The sequence below is a fragment of the Streptomyces cinnamoneus genome (assembly GCF_014650495.1).
GTDB classification, from domain to species: Bacteria; Actinomycetota; Actinomycetes; order Streptomycetales; family Streptomycetaceae; genus Streptomyces; species Streptomyces cinnamoneus.
Map to the genome: position 1 here is coordinate 52,674 of NZ_BMVB01000013.1, position 17,888 is coordinate 70,561.

Sequence of the window (17,888 nt, forward strand, 5' to 3'; positions counted from 1 at the left end):
GGCCCGCCCCCAACCGCCGACCCGGTGTGGGACGCCTCACCGTCCGCTCCACCGGGCCCCTCCGCCGTCAACCGGTGGGCCCGGGCTCCGCCGGGGCCGAGGCGCGCGGCACCGTGCACCCCTTGCGGCCGGACAGCAGCGTGGCGCACGCCGACGCCTGTCCCGGCCCCGGCACCGCGACCATGCGCGTGTGGCCGTCCGTGCCCCGCTCGACCCGGCCGCTCTCGGTACGGGCCCCCGCGCCCGTACCGCTGATGCGCAGCCCGTCACCCGGCACGGCCTGGGTGATGCGGGCCCACGCGGCGCCGCACACCTTGCTGTACCGCACCTCCAGGTAGGACGTGCCCACGGTCGCGGACCCAGCCGTCGTGGCGTGCCGGCCGCCGCATCCCATGTCCTCGGGGTCCTTGCCCGAGCAGTCGCCGCCGGTGCACTTCACCCCGGCGGGCGGCTGTGCCGTACTGCTCACGCCCGGCGTGGCGACGGTGCCCCCGGCCACCTTGCCGTCGTCGCCGTCCGCGCCCAGCAGCAGCACGCCCGCGACGGCCACGAAGAGGGCCCCCACGGCGCCCACGGCGAACAGCACGGCGGTGCGCCGCCGGCCGGGGCCGCCGGGGCCGTGCAGCGGGATGGCCTTCGCCCGCACGTCGGGCGACTCCGGCGGACGCGGCAGCCCCGTGCGCACCGGGGCGCCCTCGCTGCGCAGCGCGGTGCGGACCTTGCCGCCCGCCTTCTCCTCCTGCCCCTGCCGCTCCTGCCGCTCCTGCTGCCTTTGCTGCCCTTGCTGCCGCTCCTGCCGTGCCGCCCCGACCCGCCGGCCGGCCTTGACCGGCTTCTGCGGGGCCGGGCCGAACTCGCCGAGGGCGGCGCGCGCCTCGGCGACCCGGACGGCCTCCATCGTCACGTCGTGCCGCAGCTCGGAGCGGCTCCACGCGCGCTCGGCCAGCTCCCACATCGTGCCCAGGTGGCCGACGTCGGTGCCCGTCACCTCTGCCAGCGCCTCGGCCGCCCCGCGCGGGGGCAGCAGCCGGCCGTTGAGGTACCGCTCCCAGGACGTCTTGCTGTAGCCGGTGCGGTCCGCCACGGCGGCGATGCTCAGCCCGCTGCGCTCGACGAGTCTGCGCAGCTGCTGGGCGAACTCGCGCACCTGCGGGTCGAGTTCTTCCGGTAGCGCCCTCCAGCGAGGCATTGCCCTCCCCCTGTCCCCCGGTCCGTACGGTGGTGGTCCCCCCGTGCCGCTGTGCGTCCCCTCCACAGCCTCGTTCCCGGCTACCCACGGGGATGCCCGAAACCAGCATGTCAGTTCCCAACGGGGCGGCGCACGGTGGCACTTGGGGTTGATCAAGGCCATGGGGCGCACGCCCCTGGAGCTCGCCCGGCGGTCCTTCCCGGCGGCCCTTCCCGGAGGCCGGGCGTCACCGGGCGGTGACACGGGCGGGCCTTTTGATACGGAAAACGGACCTGGTACCGGACGTGTCACGTGCGGGCCACAGCGGCCCGTCCGGCCTTGATCCAGGTCGGCGCGGTCTTGATCATCAAACGTGAGCGGCGGCCCGTCCTCCCACGGGGGTGGAGGACTGGTCGCCGGCTCGCCTCCATCCGTCTACCTACCCGTGTGGCGCACGTTTGACGCGCGCCACACCCGGCGCACCCGCGACGGTCGTGACGGTCGTACGGCTCAGGCGGCCGCGAGCTTGTGGCGCAGGGTCTCGTCGAGGGCCGCCAGGAACTGCTCGGTGGTGAGCCAGGGCTGTCCGGGTGAGACGAGGGTGGCCAGGTCCTTGGTCATCCTGCCGCTCTCGACCGTCTCGACGCAGACCCTCTCCAGGGTCTGTGCGAAGCCGGTGACCTCCGGGGTGCCGTCCAGGGTGCCGCGGTGGGCCAGCGCCCGCGTCCAGGCGAAGACGGAGGCGATCGGGTTGGTCGAGGTGGGCCGGCCCGCCTGGTGCTGCCGGTAGTGGCGGGTGACCGTGCCGTGGGCGGCCTCGGCCTCGACGGTACGGCCGTCCGGCGACATCAGGACGGAGGTCATCAGCCCCAGCGAGCCGAAGCCCTGGGCGACGATGTCGGACTGCACGTCGCCGTCGTAGTTCTTGCAGGCCCAGACGTAGCCGCCCGACCACTTCAGCGCCGCGGCGACCATGTCGTCGATCAGCCGGTGCTCGTAGGTCAGCCCCTTGGCGTCGAAGTCGGCCCTGAACTCGGCGTCGAAGACCTCCTGGAAGACGTCCTTGAAGCGCCCGTCGTACTTCTTGAGGATCGTGTTCTTGGTGGACAGGTAGACCGGGTAGCCGCGGGAGAGGCCGTAGCGGAACGAGGCGCGGGCGAAGCCGCGGATGGACTCGTCGAGGTTGTACATCGCCAGTGCGACGCCGGCGCCGGGGAAGTCGTAGACCTCCAGCTCGACCGGTTCGGAGCCGTCCTTCGGAGTGAAGGTCATGGTGAGGGTGCCCTCGCCCGGGACCCTCAGCTCGGTCGCGCGGTACTGGTCGCCGAAGGCGTGGCGGCCGACGACGACCGGCTCGGTCCAGCCCGGGACCAGGCGCGGCACATTCTTCATGATGATCGGCTCGCGGAAGATCACGCCGCCGAGGATGTTGCGGATCGTGCCGTTGGGCGAGCGGTACATCGCCTTGAGGCCGAACTCCTCGACCCGTGCCTCGTCCGGGGTGATGGTGGCGCACTTGACGCCGACCCCGTGCTCCTGGATGGCGTGGGCCGCGTCGACGGTCACCTGGTCGCCGGTCGCGTCGCGGTGCTCGATGCCCAGGTCGAAGTACTTCAGGTCGATGTCGAGGTAGGGCAGGATCAGCCGGTCCTTGATGAACTGCCAGATGATGCGGGTCATCTCGTCGCCGTCGAGCTCGACGACGGGACGGGCCACCTTGATCTTGGTCATGAGCCGGAACGTCCCTCTCGCGCAGCAGGGGTGTCTCGACATCAAGACACTGGCCGAGCATCCCGACGTCGCGACGTCTGCGGGGCCGGCGCCGTGGACGGCCCCTCGACAGACACCTTGCGCTACCGGACGGTGAAGTGCAGCACGTCGTCCAGGAAAGGGATCTTCAGCCAGGCGTGCGGTTGGGCCATCAGGGCGAGCAGCACGATCGCCACGCCCATCCCGCCGTAGGTGAACATGTCGGTGAAGCGCGAGCGCACCGCCAGCATGCCCACGTCGGGCAGCATCCAGCGCAGCACCGCTCCGCCGATCATGGCCAGCCCGATCAGGAGCGCCCCCACCCGGAACGCGTCGAACGCCACGACCAGCAGGCCCAGGCCCGTCACGCCCAGCACGGCCAGCAGCGGCCACTGGCGCGCGGGCGCCGGGGCGTCGCCGGCCGCGGCGCGGCCGCCCCCCTCGGGGCGGGCGGTGTCCCGGGTCAGCCGCGGCGGGCGGCGCGAGAAGCGGGCGCCCCCCGGCCCGCCCGCGCGGGCGGGCCGGGGGGCGTCGGCGGAGCCGTTGCCCGGCTCGTCCCGCTCAGCCCGCATGGCCGCCCCCGGCGGCACGCTCGGCGGCCTCCACGACGTTGACCAGCAGCAGCGCGCGGGTCATCGGGCCGACGCCCCCGGGGTTGGGGGAGACCCAGCCCGCGACCTTGGCGACGGCCGGGTCCACATCGCCCATGATCTTGCCCTCGCCGTCCCGGCTGACGCCGACGTCCAGGACCGCCGCGCCCGGCTTGACGTCCTCGGGCTTGATCAGGTGGCCGACGCCCGCCGCGGCGACGATGATGTCCGCCTCGCGCAGCCTGGCCGACAGGTCACGGGTGCCGGTGTGGCAGAGGGTGACCGTCGCGTTCTCCGTCTTACGGGTGAGCAGCAGACCGATCGAACGGCCCACCGTGATGCCGCGGCCGACGACCACCACGTGCGCGCCGCCCAGCTCCACGTCGTGCCGGCGCAGCAGCTCGATGATGCCGTTCGGGGTGCAGGGCAGCGGGCCGGTCTCGTTCAGCACCAGGCGGCCCAGGCTCATCGGGTGCAGGCCGTCGGCGTCCTTGGCCGGGTCCATCAGCTCCAGGACGCGGTTGGTGTCGATGCCCTTGGGGAGCGGAAGTTGGACGATGTAGCCGGTGCACTCGGGGTTGTCGTTGAGCTCGCGGACGACCGCCTCGATCTCCTCCTGCGTGGCGGTGGCGGGCAGCTCGCGCTGGATCGAGCCGATGCCGACCTCGGCGCAGTCACGGTGCTTTCCGGCCACGTACCACTTGCTGCCGGGGTCGTCGCCGACGAGGAGGGTGCCGAGGCCCGGCGTGACGCCCTTGGCCTTCAGCGCCTCCACGCGGGTGGTGAGTTCGGACTTGATAGCGGCCGCGGTGGCCTTGCCGTCGAGAATCTGGGCGGTCATGTGTCCATCCTCCAGGATGTGATGCTGTGGGTTCCACTCAGGTGGGGCGCGGGCGGGGGTCGGGCGGGGCACGAGCGCGGGTCCGGGCGGGCACGGGCGGGCACAGGCGAGCACGGGCGGAGCGGCGGTACGACCGTATGCCTACGATGACCGCCGCCGTGGCGGACGCCACGGCCGTCCCCCGTACGTTTTCCGCCACCGCTCTAAGGACGCCCAGGTGACCCACCCGCAGCCGCCCGGCCAGTACCCGCCCTATCCCCAGCAGCCGGGCGGGGCGTACCCTCCGTTCCCGCAACAGCAGCAGCCGTACGGCTACGGGCCGGGTCCCGCCCACACCCCGGGCTACGGCTACGGGCAGGCCCCCTACGGCGCCGCACCGCAGCTCCCGCCGCTGGCCGGCTGGGGCTCTCGCGTGGGTGCGACCCTGCTGGACACGCTGATCGGCGCGCTCGTGCCGCTCATCGGCATGGTCGCCGGCGCGGTCATGATCTTCGCCGCCGTCGACGCCAGCGAGGAGTGCACGACCACGGCGTCCGGCTTCGAGATCTGCACGCACGACTCCGCCGCGGCCGTCCCGGGCATGGTCGTGATCGGCCTCTCGTTCCTGGTCGCGATGTTCATCGGCTTCTGGATGCTCTACCGCCAGGGCAAGACCGGTCAGACGCCCGGCAAGAAGGCGATGGGCATCAGCGTCCTGCGCGAGCGCGACGGCCTGCCGATCGGCTTCTGGATGACGTTCGTCCGCAACCTCTGCCACATCGTCGACAGCTTCCTCTACCTGGGCTACCTGTGGCCGCTGTGGGACGAGAAGAAGCAGACGTTCGCCGACAAGATCATCGGAACGGTCGTCATCCGGACGCGCTGAGCGTCCACGGAGGTGGAGGCCGCACCCGGGCGCCGGGTGCGGCCTCCACCCGTCTCAGTGGAATCTCAGCGGAATCTCAGTGGGTCCCAGTGGGTCTCAGTGGAAGAAGTGGCGCGTGCCGGTGAAGTACATCGTCACGCCGGCCGCCTTGGCGGCCTCCACCACCTGCTCGTCCCGGACCGAACCGCCGGGCTGGGCCACGGCCTTGATGCCGGCGGCGGTCAGCACCTCCAGCCCGTCGGGGAAGGGGAAGAACGCGTCGGAGGCGGCGTACGCGCCCCGGGCGCGCTCCTCGCCCGCGCGCTGGACGGCGAGCTTGGCGGAGTCGACGCGGTTGACCTGGCCCATGCCGACGCCGACGGTCGCGCCGTCCTTGGCGAGCAGGATCGCGTTGGACTTCACCGCGCGGCACGCCTTCCAGGCGAAGGCCAGCTCGGCGAGCTCCTCGGCGGACAGCGCCTCGCCCGTGGCGAGCGTCCAGTTGGCCGGGTCGTCGCCCTCGGCCTGGAGACGGTCCTTGGCCTGGACCAGCAGACCGCCCTCGATGGGCCGGGACTCGCCGTGCGCCGCGGGGGCGTCGGCGCAGCGCAGCACACGGATGTTCTTCTTGCGGGCCAGCACCTCGACGGCGCCGTCCTCGTAGGCCGGCGCGACGATGACCTCGGTGAAGATCTCGGCGACCTGCTCGGCCATGGCCACCGACACCGGGCTGTTGACGGCGATCACGCCGCCGAACGCGGACAGCGGGTCGCACGCGTGCGCCTTGCGGTGCGCCTCGGCGACGTCGGCACCGGTCGCGATGCCGCAGGGGTTGGCGTGCTTGATGATCGCGACGCAGGGGTCGGTGTGGTCGTACGCGGCGCGGCGGGCGGCGTCGGTGTCGACGAAGTTGTTGTACGACATCTCCTTGCCGTGCAGCTGCTCCGCGTTCGCGAGCCCCGTGCCGGTGGGGTCGAGGTAGAGCGCGGCGGGCTGGTGCGGGTTCTCGCCGTAGCGCAGCACCTGCTTGCGCTCGTAGGAGATGCCGATGAAGTCCGGCCAGGGGCTCTCGTCCGCGCCGTAGCCCTCCGCGAACCAGTTCGCCACGGCCACGTCGTAGGCGGCCGTGTGCTGGAACGCTTCGGCAGCCAGGCGCTTGCGGGCGGCGAGGTCGAAGCCGCCGTCGGCGACGGCCTTGAGCACGTCGTCGTAGCGGGCGGGGTTGACGATCACGGCCACGGAGGGGTGGTTCTTGGCCGCCGCGCGGACCATCGAGGGGCCGCCGATGTCGATCTGCTCGACGCACTCGTCGGGCGAGGCGCCCGAGGCGACGGTCTCGCGGAACGGGTAGAGGTTGACGATCACCAGCTCGAAGGGGCGGACGTCGAGCTGCTCAAGCTGCTCGCGGTGCGCCTCCAGCCGCTGGTCGGCGAGGATGCCGGCGTGGACGCGCGGGTGCAGGGTCTTCACCCGGCCGTCCAGGCACTCGGGGAAGCCGGTGAGCTCCTCGACCTTGGTCACGGGAACACCGGCGGCGGCGATCCGGCCGGCCGTGGAACCGGTGGAGACCAGCTCGACGCCCGCGTCGTGCAGACCGCGGGCCAGCTCCTCCAGCCCGGTCTTGTCGTAGACGCTGACCAGCGCCCGGCGGATGGGCCGCTTCATGCCTTCGGAGGTCGTACCTTCGGCGGTCACGAGATCCGTACCTTTCGTCCCTCAATGCGATAGTCGTGCCGGGCCAGGCGGCCCACGACTTCGACGAGCAGCGCTCGCTCGACTTCCTTGATCCGCTCATGGAGAGCGGCCTCGTCGTCCTCGTCCCGGACCTCGACCACGCCCTGGGCGATGATCGGTCCGGTGTCGACGCCCTCGTCGACGAAGTGGACGGTGCACCCGGTGACCCGCACGCCGTACGCGAGCGCGTCGCGGACGCCGTGGGCACCGGGAAAGCTGGGGAGCAGGGCGGGGTGCGTATTGACGATCCGCCCGCCGAACCGGGCGAGGAAGTCCTTGCCCAGGATTTTCATGAAGCCGGCCGAGACCACCAGGTCCGGCTCGTACGCCGCGGTCGCCTCGGCCAGGGCCCGGTCCCACGCGTCGCGCGTGGGGTGGTCCTGCACCCGGCACACGAACGTCGGCAGCCCGGCGCGCTCGGCGCGCTCCAGCCCGGCGATGCCGTCCCGGTCGGCGCCCACGGCCACGATGCGGGCCCCGTAGCCGTCGGGGTCGGCGGCGATGGCGTCCAGCAGGGCCTGCAGATTCGTCCCGGAACCGGACACGAGCGCAACGATGCGGGCGGGGGCAGCCACAACAGGGCCCTTTCTGGCGTTCTGGCGGGTGGCGCGGTTTGTATGGTCGTACGAGTCGGAGGGGTCGCCGAATACGGGGGACTCTACGAAGCCGCCGACCGCCAGCAACGATACCGGCACACCGAACCGCCCCCGCGGGACGGGGGCGCGCACGGGAGGTAGCGTCGGGACCGGGCCGGGCGACGGCGCGGGAAACGGGGCGCGGCACCGTAGGCTCGATGTGCAGGACGACGACACAAGGGGAAGACCTACTCCACATGCCGGACCGACGCCGCCACGCGGCTCACCGCCTTCCGCCGACGACCCCGGGCCTCGTGCTGCGCGAGGGCGGATCGTCGTCGTCCCCCACGGACGAGCAGCGGGACAACCCCTTCGCCGCGCCCCCGCAGGGCCGGCCGGACCGCCCCTGGCAGCCCCGGCAGCCGGGCGGCGAGGACAGCGGGCCCGGAACGCAGGGCGAGAGCGGCGGAACGCAGGGCCAGAGCGGCGGACAGGGCGACGAGCAGCCTCCGGCGTGGGGCAGCCAGTGGAGCAGCCGGCAGCCCGGCCGGCAGAGCGGCGGCTTCGGCGGCCAGGGCGGCGGCCCCGGCGGCCCTCCGGGCGGCCCGAACGGCGGCCTGCGCTGGGACCCCACGGACCCGGCCCAGCGCCGCGCCCGCTATGCCCTGCTCGCGGGCATGTGGGGCTTCTTCTTCGCCCTCTTCAGCATCCCGCAGGTGGCCCTGCTCCTCGGCGCGCTCTCGGTCTACTGGGGCGTCAGCTCCCTGCGCGCCAAGGCCAAGCCGAAGCCGTCCGACCCGGACGTCCCCGCCCCGCCGCCCCCGCCGGGCGGCTTCCGCCCCCAGACGACGGCGGCGGTGAGCGGCCTGGTGACGGGCGGCCTGGCGCTGGCGATCGTGGCGGCGACGTTCGCGTTCCACGTGGTGTACCGCGACTACTACACGTGCGTGGACGACGCCCTCACCCAGACCTCCCTCCAGTCCTGCGAGAACCACCTGCCGAAGCAGCTGCGCCCGCTGCTGGGGACGCAGGACTGAGGGCCACGACAGCGCAGGAACACGGTACGGCCCGGCCGCCCCTCGTCAGCGGTGATCGTCGGGCGGAGGCGCCGGCTCCTGCGGCGTGAAGTCCGGCACGAGGCCGCCACCCGAGTCCTTCAGAGCCGCCCACCGCCGCCGACGGGCAGCCGGGTCGTGCCACGCCTCCGAGGCGTCGAACGGCCCCCGGGACAGGGGCGGCGACTTGTGGCGGGACTTGTCACGGCGCGCCGTCTTCCGCCGGCGCGGCCGCCAGCGGCGGCGCCGCTCGCCGCGCGAGGCGCCCTCGGCGGACGAGGCCGTTCCCAGCGGCGGTGCCGCGTTCGGCTGGGGCAGCACGGGAAGCGTCTCCGGTTCGTACGCCACCTGCTCCGGGGCGAGCGCCACCGCCCCGCGCACACCGAAGCCGAACCAGGCCGCCAGGGCCCGCCACCACGAACGCGAGGGCTCGCCCGGGCACTGCTCCTGCTCCGCTTCCGGACCAGGATCACGTTCGGAGGGCTCGGCCCCGGCCTCGTCGTCCCCACCGGGTTCCGGCGCAGACGCCTCGGGGCCCACCGCGGACGGTGGCGTCGGGACGGCCAGCCCCAGCGCGTACCCCACGCGCCGCCACCCCTTCAACGCCACACCCTCGCCCCCACCGCCGCCCCCACCGCCGCTCGCGCCGCCGCCCTCGCCCCCACCGCCGTTTTCGGCATCCACAACCGCACGGCGCGCGCCTGCCGCTTCGCGCCTCCAGCGCACCACCAGGGCGCCCGGGACACCGATCGCAGCCGTCCAGACGGCGGCCGCCGCGCCCGTGCGCCAGCAGTTCGGGCCGAAGTCGGCGAGCACGGCGTTGCCGAGCGACCCGGCCGACGCGTACGCCAGAACGACCATCGCGGCCCCGCACACCACCGCCCCCAACAACGCGGTGGCCGCGACCTCCCGGCGCCCCACCCGCCCCCCGCCGCACTCCGAACGCTTCGGCACGGCAGCCCGGGCCACCACCACCCCCGCCCCCGCGGCCACCGCGGCCGCGCCCGCCAGCGCGAGCGGACCGGCCTGGCCCGGCGCCGGGAGTGCCGCGAGCAGCGGGAAGCGCGGCAGTACGGGCCGGGCGGTCACCAGTCCCAGGGGTGCGACGAGGCTGCCCGCCCCCACCGTGAACCCGGGCCCGAGCCCGTACGCCGCCGCCCAGACCACCGCATTGGGCAGCAGGGCCGCGCTCAGCAGGCCCACCGCCACCTGCCCCGACCAGCGCGGCGCCAACTGGATGAAGGCTTCCTGCGCCTCACCCGACCGCACGGCCAGCGACACGGCCACGAGCAGGAGCCCGCCGACGAGCAGCACCCCGGTCGCGAGCGCCCCGGTCCGTACGACCGCGGCCAGGCGGGCGCGGGTGAGCCACCGCCGCACGAACCCCGGCACCACCCGGCACAGCAGCGGCGACGCGTGCCAGCCCGGGCGCCCGGCGGCCCGCCAGACCCCGGCGGCGGTGAAGGCGCCGGCGACCAGCGGCAGGTGCACCAGCGCACTGAGCGGCGCGACCCGCACCGGCCCCGACCACGCGTACAGCGCCGCGGCGAGGCCCACCAGCAGGTAGCCGCCGAGCATGGCGGTGAAGGCGACGCGGGGCAGCGGCCCGGGCTCGTCCGGGGCCGCGCTCTCGGGGGGTTCGAGTGCGTGCCGGGCCGCGCGGTAGAGCAGGGTGCAGGGCACGACCGACAGCAGCAGCGGCGTCAGCCCGAGCGGCGCGGGCCCGCCCGAGAGCGTCTCGGTCCGTACGAGCGAGGCGCCATGGGCCAGCAGCCACAGGTCGGCGGCGATGCGCAGCGCACCGGCGGGGCCGTTGTCGGGGTACGGCGAAGTGATCCACAGGGCCAGGACGACCATGGAGATGGCCCCGATCCCCAGCCCGGCGGCCAGCATCCCGCCGAAGAACACGGTGGACGCCGCGGACGACGGCCCGGTCACGGCGGACCGGGGGCACGGCGGCGACGACGGTCCGTGATCGGCGTATTGGCTCACGGGGCCATGCTGCCAATAACACGGCTTTCCGTCCGGTAGCTGGCAAATGACCGTCGTGTCGCTTGTATGGCAAGGAATACGCCTATGACCGTTTCATGAAACCGCCATGTCGTGCAGACGGCCGTGGGCCCGTCCCCCTCTCGGAGGACGGGCCCACGGCCTGAAGAGTGACGCCCGGCCCGAAGGCCGGAGCCGCACCGACCCGAAGGCCGGTCACGCGCGGGTCCCGGCCCTAGGGCCGGAGACCAGGCGGCCGGAACGCCGGTGGCGACGTCGTCGTCAGCCGGCCAGCGCGGCGCGCGCGAGGAGAGCCGTCTCGGACGGGGTCTTGCCGACCTTCACGCCCGCGGCCTCAAGGGCCTCCTTCTTCGCCTGCGCGGTGCCGGAGGAACCGGACACGATCGCACCGGCGTGACCCATGGTCTTGCCCTCGGGCGCGGTGAAGCCGGCCACGTAGCCGACGACCGGCTTGGTGACGTTGGCCTTGATGAAGTCCGCGGCACGCTCCTCGGCGTCGCCACCGATCTCACCGATCATGACGATCAGGTCGGTGTCGGGGTCGGCCTCGAACGCGGCGAGCGCGTCGATGTGCGTGGTGCCGATGACCGGGTCGCCACCGATGCCGACGGCGGAGGAGAAGCCGATGTCACGGAGCTCGTACATCATCTGGTAGGTCAGCGTGCCGGACTTCGACACGAGACCGATGCGGCCGGGCTTGGTGATGTCGCCCGGGATGATGCCGGCGTTGGACTGGCCCGGGGTGATGAGACCGGGGCAGTTCGGGCCGATGATGCGGGTCTTGTTGCCCTTGGACTTGGCGTACGCCCAGAAGGCGGCCGAGTCGTGGACGGCGATGCCCTCGGTGATCACGACGGCCAGGCCGATCTCGGCGTCGATCGCCTCGACCACGGCGGCCTTGGCGAAGGCCGGCGGGACGAAGACGACGGTGACGTCGGCACCGGTCTTCTCCATCGCCTCGGCGACGGAGCCGAAGACCGGGACGGCCGTGCCGTCGAAGTCGACCTCGGTGCCGGCCTTGCGCGGGTTCACGCCGCCGACGATGTTGGTGCCGTCACCCAGCATGAGCTTGGTGTGCTTCATGCCCGTGGCACCGGTCATCCCCTGGACGATGACCTTGCTGTCCTTGGTGAGGAAGATAGCCATGGTTGTGGAGTCCTCGTCCTTTACTTAGCCGCAGCCAGCTCGGCGGCCTTGTCGGCCGCGCCGTCCATGGTGTCCACGCGCTGCACGAGCGGGTGGTTGGCGTCGGACAGGATCTTGCGACCCAGCTCCGCGTTGTTGCCGTCGAGGCGCACGACCAGCGGCTTGGTGACGTCCTCGCCCTTGTTCTTGAGCAGCTCAAGAGCCTGGACGATGCCCTTGGCGACCTCGTCGCACGCGGTGATGCCACCGAAGACGTTGACGAAGACGGACTTGACGTCCGGGTCGCCGAGGATGATCTCAAGGCCGTTGGCCATGACCTCGGCGGAGGCGCCGCCACCGATGTCGAGGAAGTTGGCGGGCTTGACGCCACCGTGGTTCTCACCGGCGTAGGCGACGACGTCGAGGGTCGACATGACCAGACCCGCGCCGTTGCCGATGATGCCGACCTGGCCGTCGAGCTTGACGTAGTTCAGGCCCTTGGCCTTGGCGGCCGCCTCAAGGGGGTTGGCCGCGGCCTTGTCCTCAAGCGCCTCGTGCTCCGGCTGGCGGAACTCGGCGTTGGCGTCCAGGGACACCTTGCCGTCGAGGGCGATGACGTCGCCGTTGGCGACCTTGGCCAGCGGGTTGACCTCGACGAGGAGCGCGTCCTCGGCGACGAAGGTCTTCCACAGGGTCACCATGACCTCGGCGACCTTCTCGGCGACCTCGGCCGGGAACTTCGCCTGGGCGACGATCTCGCGGGCCTTCTCGATGGTGACGCCCTCGTTGGCGTCGACCGGCACCTTGGCGAGCTTCTCGGGGGTCGTCGCGGCGACCTCCTCGATGTCCATGCCGCCCGCGACCGAGGCCATGGCCAGGAAGGTGCGGTTGGTGCGGTCGAGGAGGTACGAGACGTAGTACTCCTCGAGGATCTCCGGAGCGGTCTCGGCGATCATCACCTTGTGGACCGTGTGGCCCTTGATGTCCATGCCGAGGATGTCCGTCGCGCGGGCGACGGCCTCGTCCGGGGTGGCGGCCAGCTTCACGCCGCCGGCCTTGCCGCGGCCGCCGACCTTCACCTGAGCCTTGACGACCGAACGGCCGCCCAGACGCTCAGTGGCCTCGCGCGCCGCCTCAGGCGTGTCGATGACTTCACCGGCCAGCACCGGTACACCGTGCTTGGCGAAGAGGTCCCTCGCCTGGTACTCGAACAGGTCCACGCGCGTCCGTCCCTTTTCCATGGATATCGCGGTTCGTTGTCTGCGCGGGCGTGCCGCGGGGCAGCGTGACGACGCGATCTTTTACGAGGGCGGCACACGTTCACCGTTGACGCGGCATGTCCGTCTCGCAGGTTATCCCCGAGGGCGGGGGCTCCCTAAATCACAGGTCACACTCTGGCCGTGATTACGCTCACAGATCGCGGCGGCGGCCGCACGTCCAGGGGTATACCTGATGGCCGCCTCACGCCTCCGGTATGGGGAGCGGGCGCTTCTCCAGGGCCGCGGCCATGACGTCGGGGAAGAGGTCCGGCGTACAGGCGAAGGCCGGGGCGCCCAGGGCCGCCAGCGCCGCCGCGTGATCGCCGTCGTAGGCGGGAGCCCCCTCGTCGGAGAGCGCCAGCAGGGTGACGAACTGGACACCGGACGCCTTCATCGCCGCCACCCGCTTGAGCATCTCGTCACGGATGCCGCCCTCGTAGAGATCACTGATGAGGACGACGACGGTCTCCGCCGGCCGGGTGATCCGCGACTGGCAGTAGGCGAGCGCGCGGTTGATGTCCGTGCCGCCGCCGAGCTGGGTGCCGAACAGCACGTCCACGGGGTCGGTCAGCTGCTCGGTGAGGTCCACGACGGAGGTGTCGAAGACGACGAGGCGGGTGTCGAGGGCCCGCATCGAGGCGAGGACCGCGCCGAAGACGGAGGCGTAGACGACGGAGGCGGCCATCGAGCCCGACTGGTCGATGCAGAGGATCACCTCTTTCCTCACCGACTGCGCGGCGCGGCCGTAGCCGATGAGGCGCTCCGGGACGACCGTGCGGTACTCGGGCAGGTAGTTCTTCAGGTTGGCCCGGATGGTGCGGTCCCAGTCGATGTCGTGGTGGCGGGGGCGGCCGACGCGCGCGGAGCGGTCGAGGGCGCCGGAGAGCGTGGCGCGGGTGCGGGTCGCCAGGCGCTTCTCCAGGTCCTGGACGACCTTGCGCACGACGGCGCGGGCCGTTTCCTTCGTCGTCTCGGGCATGGCCCGGTTGAGCGAGAGCAGGGTGCCGACGAGGTGGACGTCCGCCTCGACGGCCTCCAGCATCTCCGGCTCCAGCAGCAGGGCGGACAGCCCGAGCCGGTCGATGGCGTCGCGCTGCATCACCTGAACGACGGATGCCGGGAAGTACGTGCGGATGTCCCCCAGCCAGCGCGCGACCCGCGGCGCGGAGCCGCCGAGCCCGCCCTCGCGCGGGCCGCCGCCCCGTTCCCGGCCGGTGCCGGGCCGGGAGCCGTAGAGCGCTTCCAGCGTCCGGTCCATGGCGGCGTCGGTGCCCGCGAGCGCGCACCCCGTGCCGTCGCCGCCCTCGCCCCCGAGGACGAGCCGCCAGCGCCGCAGCCGCTCGCCGGCCCCGGTCGCCCGTGTGGCGGGTGCCGTGTTCATCGTCCCGTTCCTCCCGTCGGTGTCGTGCCCAGCAGCAGGCGCATGGTCGGCAGTACGGCCTCGGCCCGCTCCTCGTCGAGGGCGGCGCCGAAGCCGGGTATCCCCTTCTCCTCGGCGGCCCGGCCCGCCTCCTCGTCCGCCGGGCCGCGGCGCACCTGCTCGCCGAGGGCCCGGCGGACCCCCGCCTCGAACGCGGAGAAGGTGCGGCGCAGCAGCGGCAGCACGCCCGTGAAGGCGTCCGGCGGGACGCCGGTGAGCCAGTCGTCGACGAGGGTGAAGAGACGTGGGTCGTGGATCAGCAGGGAGCCGCCGCTGCCGAGGAACCCTTCGATCCATGCGGCCGCGTCGGCCGGTGCGGCGCCGGCGGACAGGGCGAGGCCCATGAGGCGGGCGGCCTCGCCCTCGGCGAGCCCGCCGTCGTCGAGCAGCAGCCGCGCGGCCCGGCCGCGGATGCCGCCGGGCAGCCCGTCCCGCCCGGCGAGCACCGTGAGCACGGCCGCCCACCGCTCGCGCATGCCGGACTCGCCCGGCACTCCGGGCCCCGCCAGGAGGCCGACGGCCTGGTGGACGGCGTCGACGTGCTCCCGCATCCGGGCGGCGGCGTCGGCGTCGAGGCCCGAGCAGGCGGCGGGCAGGCCGACGAAGACGCGCTCGGCCAGCCCTGCGGCCACCTCGCCGAGCGCGGTGGCGTCCGTGCGGCGCACGTCGCCGTAGCGCAGGGAACGGACGAGGGCGGGCAGGGCCTGCGCCAGGTGCCCGACGTCCGTGTCGAGGGCGGCGCGCTCGGACAGGGCCCGCATGACGACGGGCAGGGCCTCCCCCAGCCCGGCGAGCAGGCACAGCTCGGCCAGGGTGGTGACGTCGGCGAGGGCCTTCGCCTCGTGGGCCAGGGACTGGGCCCTGGCGGTGGCGGCGCTCTCCACGGTCGTGCCCCACACCGCCGCCTCGGCCAGGCGCACGGCCAGCTCGGGCTCCCAGCACAGCCGCCAGGTCTCGCGGAACGTCCCGAGGCCGCCGCGCGAGCGGACCGGCTCGCCCCAGCCGACGCCGAGCAGCCGCAGCCGGTGCAGCAGCCGGCTGCGGGCCGCGTCGGTGTCCTTGCGCAGGTCGAACTCCCAGTCCCGGCCGGCTGCTTCGGGCTTGAGGCGCAGGGTGCGCTGGAGGCGGGTCAGGTCGCGCTGCAGGGGTGAGGCGGGCGCGGAGTCGGGGACCTTGCCGAGCACGTCGCCGATCACGAGCCGGTCCCGGACGAGCGCGAGGGGGACGTCCGAGCCCTCGCACATCACCGCGCGGATCGCGTCGGTGGTCTCGGTGAGCCCGGCGAGCGGGCGGCCGCGCAGCGCGGCGAGGGTGTCGGCGAGCCGTACGGCCTCGATGACGTGCGCGGAGGAGACGGGGTGGTCCTCTTCGCGCAGCAGGCGCGCGACGGTGGTCATCCACCGCTCGACGGGCCGGTCGGGGGCGTGGAAGAGGTGCCCGTACCAGCCGGGCGAGGTGATGCCGGCGCCGTAGCCGCTGTGGCGCGAGAGCCGGCGGTGCGTCCACGGCACCCAGACCGTCTCCGCCTTGACCTTGGGCAGTCCCTTCAGCAGCTGCCGGTCGGCGGTCACGGTCCGCTTCTCGGCGAGGGCGGGGACGTGCCAGGCGCCGCAGACGACGGCGATGTCGTCACCGAACTCCCGGCGGGCTTCCCGCAGTTTGAGCCGCATGTGCGCCTCGCGCACGGTGTCGCGGCCGGCGTCTCCGCTGCTCCCGTCACTGTCGTCGTCGCCGTAGGCGGTCCGCAGCTCCGCCATGGCCTCGGCGATGGCCCGGAAGGGAGCGAGCGCGTCGCCGCCCGCGGGGCCGCCGTCGCGGGAGTGCTCGACGACGTCCTCCCACCACCGCTCGGGGTCGTCGTACCCGGCCGCGCCGGCCAGGGCGGCGAGGGGGTCCAGGCGCGGTGCCGGGCGCGGATCGCCGGGGCCCGGCTCCTGAGCCTGCTCCTGTTCCTGCTGCTGCCCGCCGGGGCCGCCCGCCGCGAGCGAATGGGCCGCCGGCAGGTCGATGAAGCGCACCGGCACGTCGTGGGTCAGCGCCCAGCGCAGGGCTGCCCATTCCGGCGAGAACGCGGCGAACGGCCAGAACGCGGCGCGCCCGGGGTCGTCGGAGACGTGTGCGAGCAGGGCCACCGGCGGGCGCATCCCCTCCTCGGCGGCGAGGTGGACCAGCGCGTCCGCCTCGGGCGGGCCCTCGATGAGCACGGCCCCGGGCCGGCACTGGTCGAGCGCCGCCACCACGGCCCGCGCGGAGCCCGGCCCGTGGTGGCGCACCCCCAGCAGCGCCGGGCCGGCCGGCCCGCTCATGCCGACACCTCGCGGCAGGCGCGGTAGAAGTCCTTCCAGCCGTCGCGCTCACGGACGACGGTCTCCAGGTACTCCTGCCAGATGACGCGGTCCTGCGCCGGGTCGCGGACGACGGCGCCGAGGATTCCGGCGGCCACGTCCCCGGCGCGCAGCACTCCGTCGCCGAAGTGGGCGGCCAGGGCCAGCCCGCCGGTGACGACGGAGATCGCCTCGGCGGTCGAGAGCGTGCCCGAGGGCGACTTGAGCTTCGTGCGGCCGTCGGTGGTGAGCCCGTCGCGCAGCTCGCGGAAGACGGTGACGACGCGGCGGATCTCGTCGATGCCGTCGGGCGAGGCGGGCAGGTCGAGGGAGCGGCCGAGCTGGTCGACGCGGCGGGCGACGATGCCGACCTCGGCGTCGGCCGTGGCGGGCAGGGGCAGCACGACCGTGTTGAAACGGCGGCGCAGCGCGCTGGAGAGCTCGTTGACGCCGCGGTCGCGGTCGTTGGCGGTGGCGATCAGGTTGAACCCGCGGACGGCCTGCACCTCCTCCCCCAGCTCGGGGATGGGCAGGGTCTTCTCGGACAGGACGGTGATGAGGGTGTCCTGTACGTCGGCGGGGATGCGGGTGAGCTCCTCGACGCGCGCCGTCATGCCCTCGGCCATGGCCCGCATGACGGGGCTCGGCACGAGCGCCTCGCGGCTGGGGCCGTGGGCGAGGAGCCGGGCGTAGTTCCAGCCGTAGCGGATGGCTTCCTCGGCGGTGCCGGCCGTGCCCTGCACAAGCAGGGTGGAGTCGCCGCTGACGGCCGCGGCCAGGTGCTCGGACACCCATGTCTTGGCCGTACCGGGCACGCCGAGCAGGAGCAGGGCGCGGTCGGTGGCGAGCGTGGTGACGGCGACCTCGACGACTCTGCGCGGGCCGACGTACTTAGGTGTGATCACGGTGCCGTCGGGCAGCGTGCCGCCGAGCAGGTAGGTGGCGACCGCCCACGGCGACAGGCGCCAACGGGCCGGCCTGGGGCGGTCGTCGGCCGCCGCGAGGGCCTTCAGCTCCTCGGCGAAGGCGTCCTCCGCATGCGGTCGCAGGGCTTCGGTCTCAATTCCGGGCACGGTCACAAGTCCCCCTCGTCGTGCGCTTCCGGGCTACGCGACAAACCCTGCACCACACCACTGACAATCGGCCCCGGCGGAGCAAAAGCGCTGGTCAGGCCGATTGTCAGTGGGTGCCCCT

Annotated in this window: 14 protein-coding genes; 2 read left to right on the forward strand and 12 right to left on the reverse strand. The window is 73.4% G+C overall.

The annotated features are described in order from the left end of the window. Positions 1 to 67 precede the first annotated feature (67 nt). From IE182_RS19550 to IE182_RS19565, 4 genes are all read right to left on the reverse strand, one after another. Positions 68 to 1,189 carry a helix-turn-helix domain-containing protein gene (locus tag IE182_RS19550; protein WP_190111167.1) on the reverse strand — a complete coding sequence of 374 codons (1,122 nt, stop codon included), beginning with the start codon at positions 1,187 to 1,189 and terminating at the stop codon, positions 68 to 70. A 489-nt stretch (positions 1,190 to 1,678) separates the two neighbouring features. Then, positions 1,679 to 2,899: an NADP-dependent isocitrate dehydrogenase gene (locus tag IE182_RS19555; RefSeq protein ID WP_190111168.1), complete on the reverse strand. Its 1,221-nt coding sequence runs from the start codon at positions 2,897 to 2,899 to the stop codon at positions 1,679 to 1,681. Positions 2,900 to 3,021: 122 nt separating this feature from the next. Then, complete coding sequence (locus IE182_RS19560) at positions 3,022 to 3,489, reverse strand: DUF3017 domain-containing protein (RefSeq protein ID WP_190111169.1); 468 nt, start codon at positions 3,487 to 3,489, stop codon at positions 3,022 to 3,024. Next, complete coding sequence (locus IE182_RS19565) at positions 3,479 to 4,348, reverse strand: bifunctional methylenetetrahydrofolate dehydrogenase/methenyltetrahydrofolate cyclohydrolase (protein ID WP_190111170.1); 870 nt, start codon at positions 4,346 to 4,348, stop codon at positions 3,479 to 3,481. The genes IE182_RS19560 and IE182_RS19565 overlap by 11 nt, the downstream gene beginning before the upstream one ends. 217 nt (positions 4,349 to 4,565) lie before the next feature. On the opposite strand from IE182_RS19565, the gene IE182_RS19570 reads away from it, so the two are divergent. Beyond that, positions 4,566 to 5,213, forward strand: coding sequence for an RDD family protein (locus IE182_RS19570; protein ID WP_190111171.1), 648 nt, complete (start codon positions 4,566 to 4,568; stop codon positions 5,211 to 5,213). Between the two features lie 96 nt (positions 5,214 to 5,309). Here the strand turns inward: IE182_RS19570 and purH are convergent, their stop codons facing one another. Further along, positions 5,310 to 6,857: a bifunctional phosphoribosylaminoimidazolecarboxamide formyltransferase/IMP cyclohydrolase gene (purH, locus tag IE182_RS19575; protein WP_190111253.1), complete on the reverse strand. Its 1,548-nt coding sequence runs from the start codon at positions 6,855 to 6,857 to the stop codon at positions 5,310 to 5,312. A gap of 26 nt (positions 6,858 to 6,883) precedes the next feature. Next, positions 6,884 to 7,501, reverse strand: coding sequence for a phosphoribosylglycinamide formyltransferase (gene purN, locus IE182_RS19580; RefSeq protein WP_190111172.1), 618 nt, complete (start codon positions 7,499 to 7,501; stop codon positions 6,884 to 6,886). Between the two features lie 257 nt (positions 7,502 to 7,758). On the opposite strand from purN, the gene IE182_RS19585 reads away from it, so the two are divergent. Next, positions 7,759 to 8,538, forward strand: a complete 780-nt coding sequence (locus IE182_RS19585; RefSeq protein ID WP_190111173.1) for a hypothetical protein — start codon at positions 7,759 to 7,761, stop codon at positions 8,536 to 8,538. Positions 8,539 to 8,583: 45 nt separating this feature from the next. Here IE182_RS19585 and IE182_RS19590 read toward each other — a convergent pair whose 3' ends face one another. The 6 genes from IE182_RS19590 to IE182_RS19615 all read right to left on the reverse strand — a co-directional run bounded on the left by IE182_RS19590 (position 8,584) and on the right by IE182_RS19615 (position 17,773). Further along, positions 8,584 to 10,548 carry a cell division protein PerM gene (locus tag IE182_RS19590; protein WP_190111174.1) on the reverse strand — a complete coding sequence of 655 codons (1,965 nt, stop codon included), beginning with the start codon at positions 10,546 to 10,548 and terminating at the stop codon, positions 8,584 to 8,586. Between the two features lie 279 nt (positions 10,549 to 10,827). Continuing rightward, a complete protein-coding gene (sucD, locus tag IE182_RS19595) occupies positions 10,828 to 11,712 on the reverse strand; it encodes a succinate--CoA ligase subunit alpha (RefSeq protein WP_190111175.1) in 885 nt (294 codons plus the stop codon). Between the two features lie 20 nt (positions 11,713 to 11,732). Further along, positions 11,733 to 12,911 carry an ADP-forming succinate--CoA ligase subunit beta gene (gene sucC, locus IE182_RS19600; RefSeq protein ID WP_190111176.1) on the reverse strand — a complete coding sequence of 393 codons (1,179 nt, stop codon included), beginning with the start codon at positions 12,909 to 12,911 and terminating at the stop codon, positions 11,733 to 11,735. Positions 12,912 to 13,152: 241 nt separating this feature from the next. After that, positions 13,153 to 14,331, reverse strand: coding sequence for a VWA domain-containing protein (locus IE182_RS19605; protein WP_190111177.1), 1,179 nt, complete (start codon positions 14,329 to 14,331; stop codon positions 13,153 to 13,155). After that, a complete protein-coding gene (locus IE182_RS19610; protein WP_190111178.1) occupies positions 14,328 to 16,676 on the reverse strand; it encodes a DUF5682 family protein in 2,349 nt (782 codons plus the stop codon). The genes IE182_RS19605 and IE182_RS19610 overlap by 4 nt, the downstream gene beginning before the upstream one ends. Next, positions 16,673 to 17,773 carry an ATP-binding protein gene (locus IE182_RS19615; RefSeq protein WP_229844950.1) on the reverse strand — a complete coding sequence of 367 codons (1,101 nt, stop codon included), beginning with the start codon at positions 17,771 to 17,773 and terminating at the stop codon, positions 16,673 to 16,675. The genes IE182_RS19610 and IE182_RS19615 overlap by 4 nt, the downstream gene beginning before the upstream one ends. Positions 17,774 to 17,888: the final 115 nt, after the last annotated feature.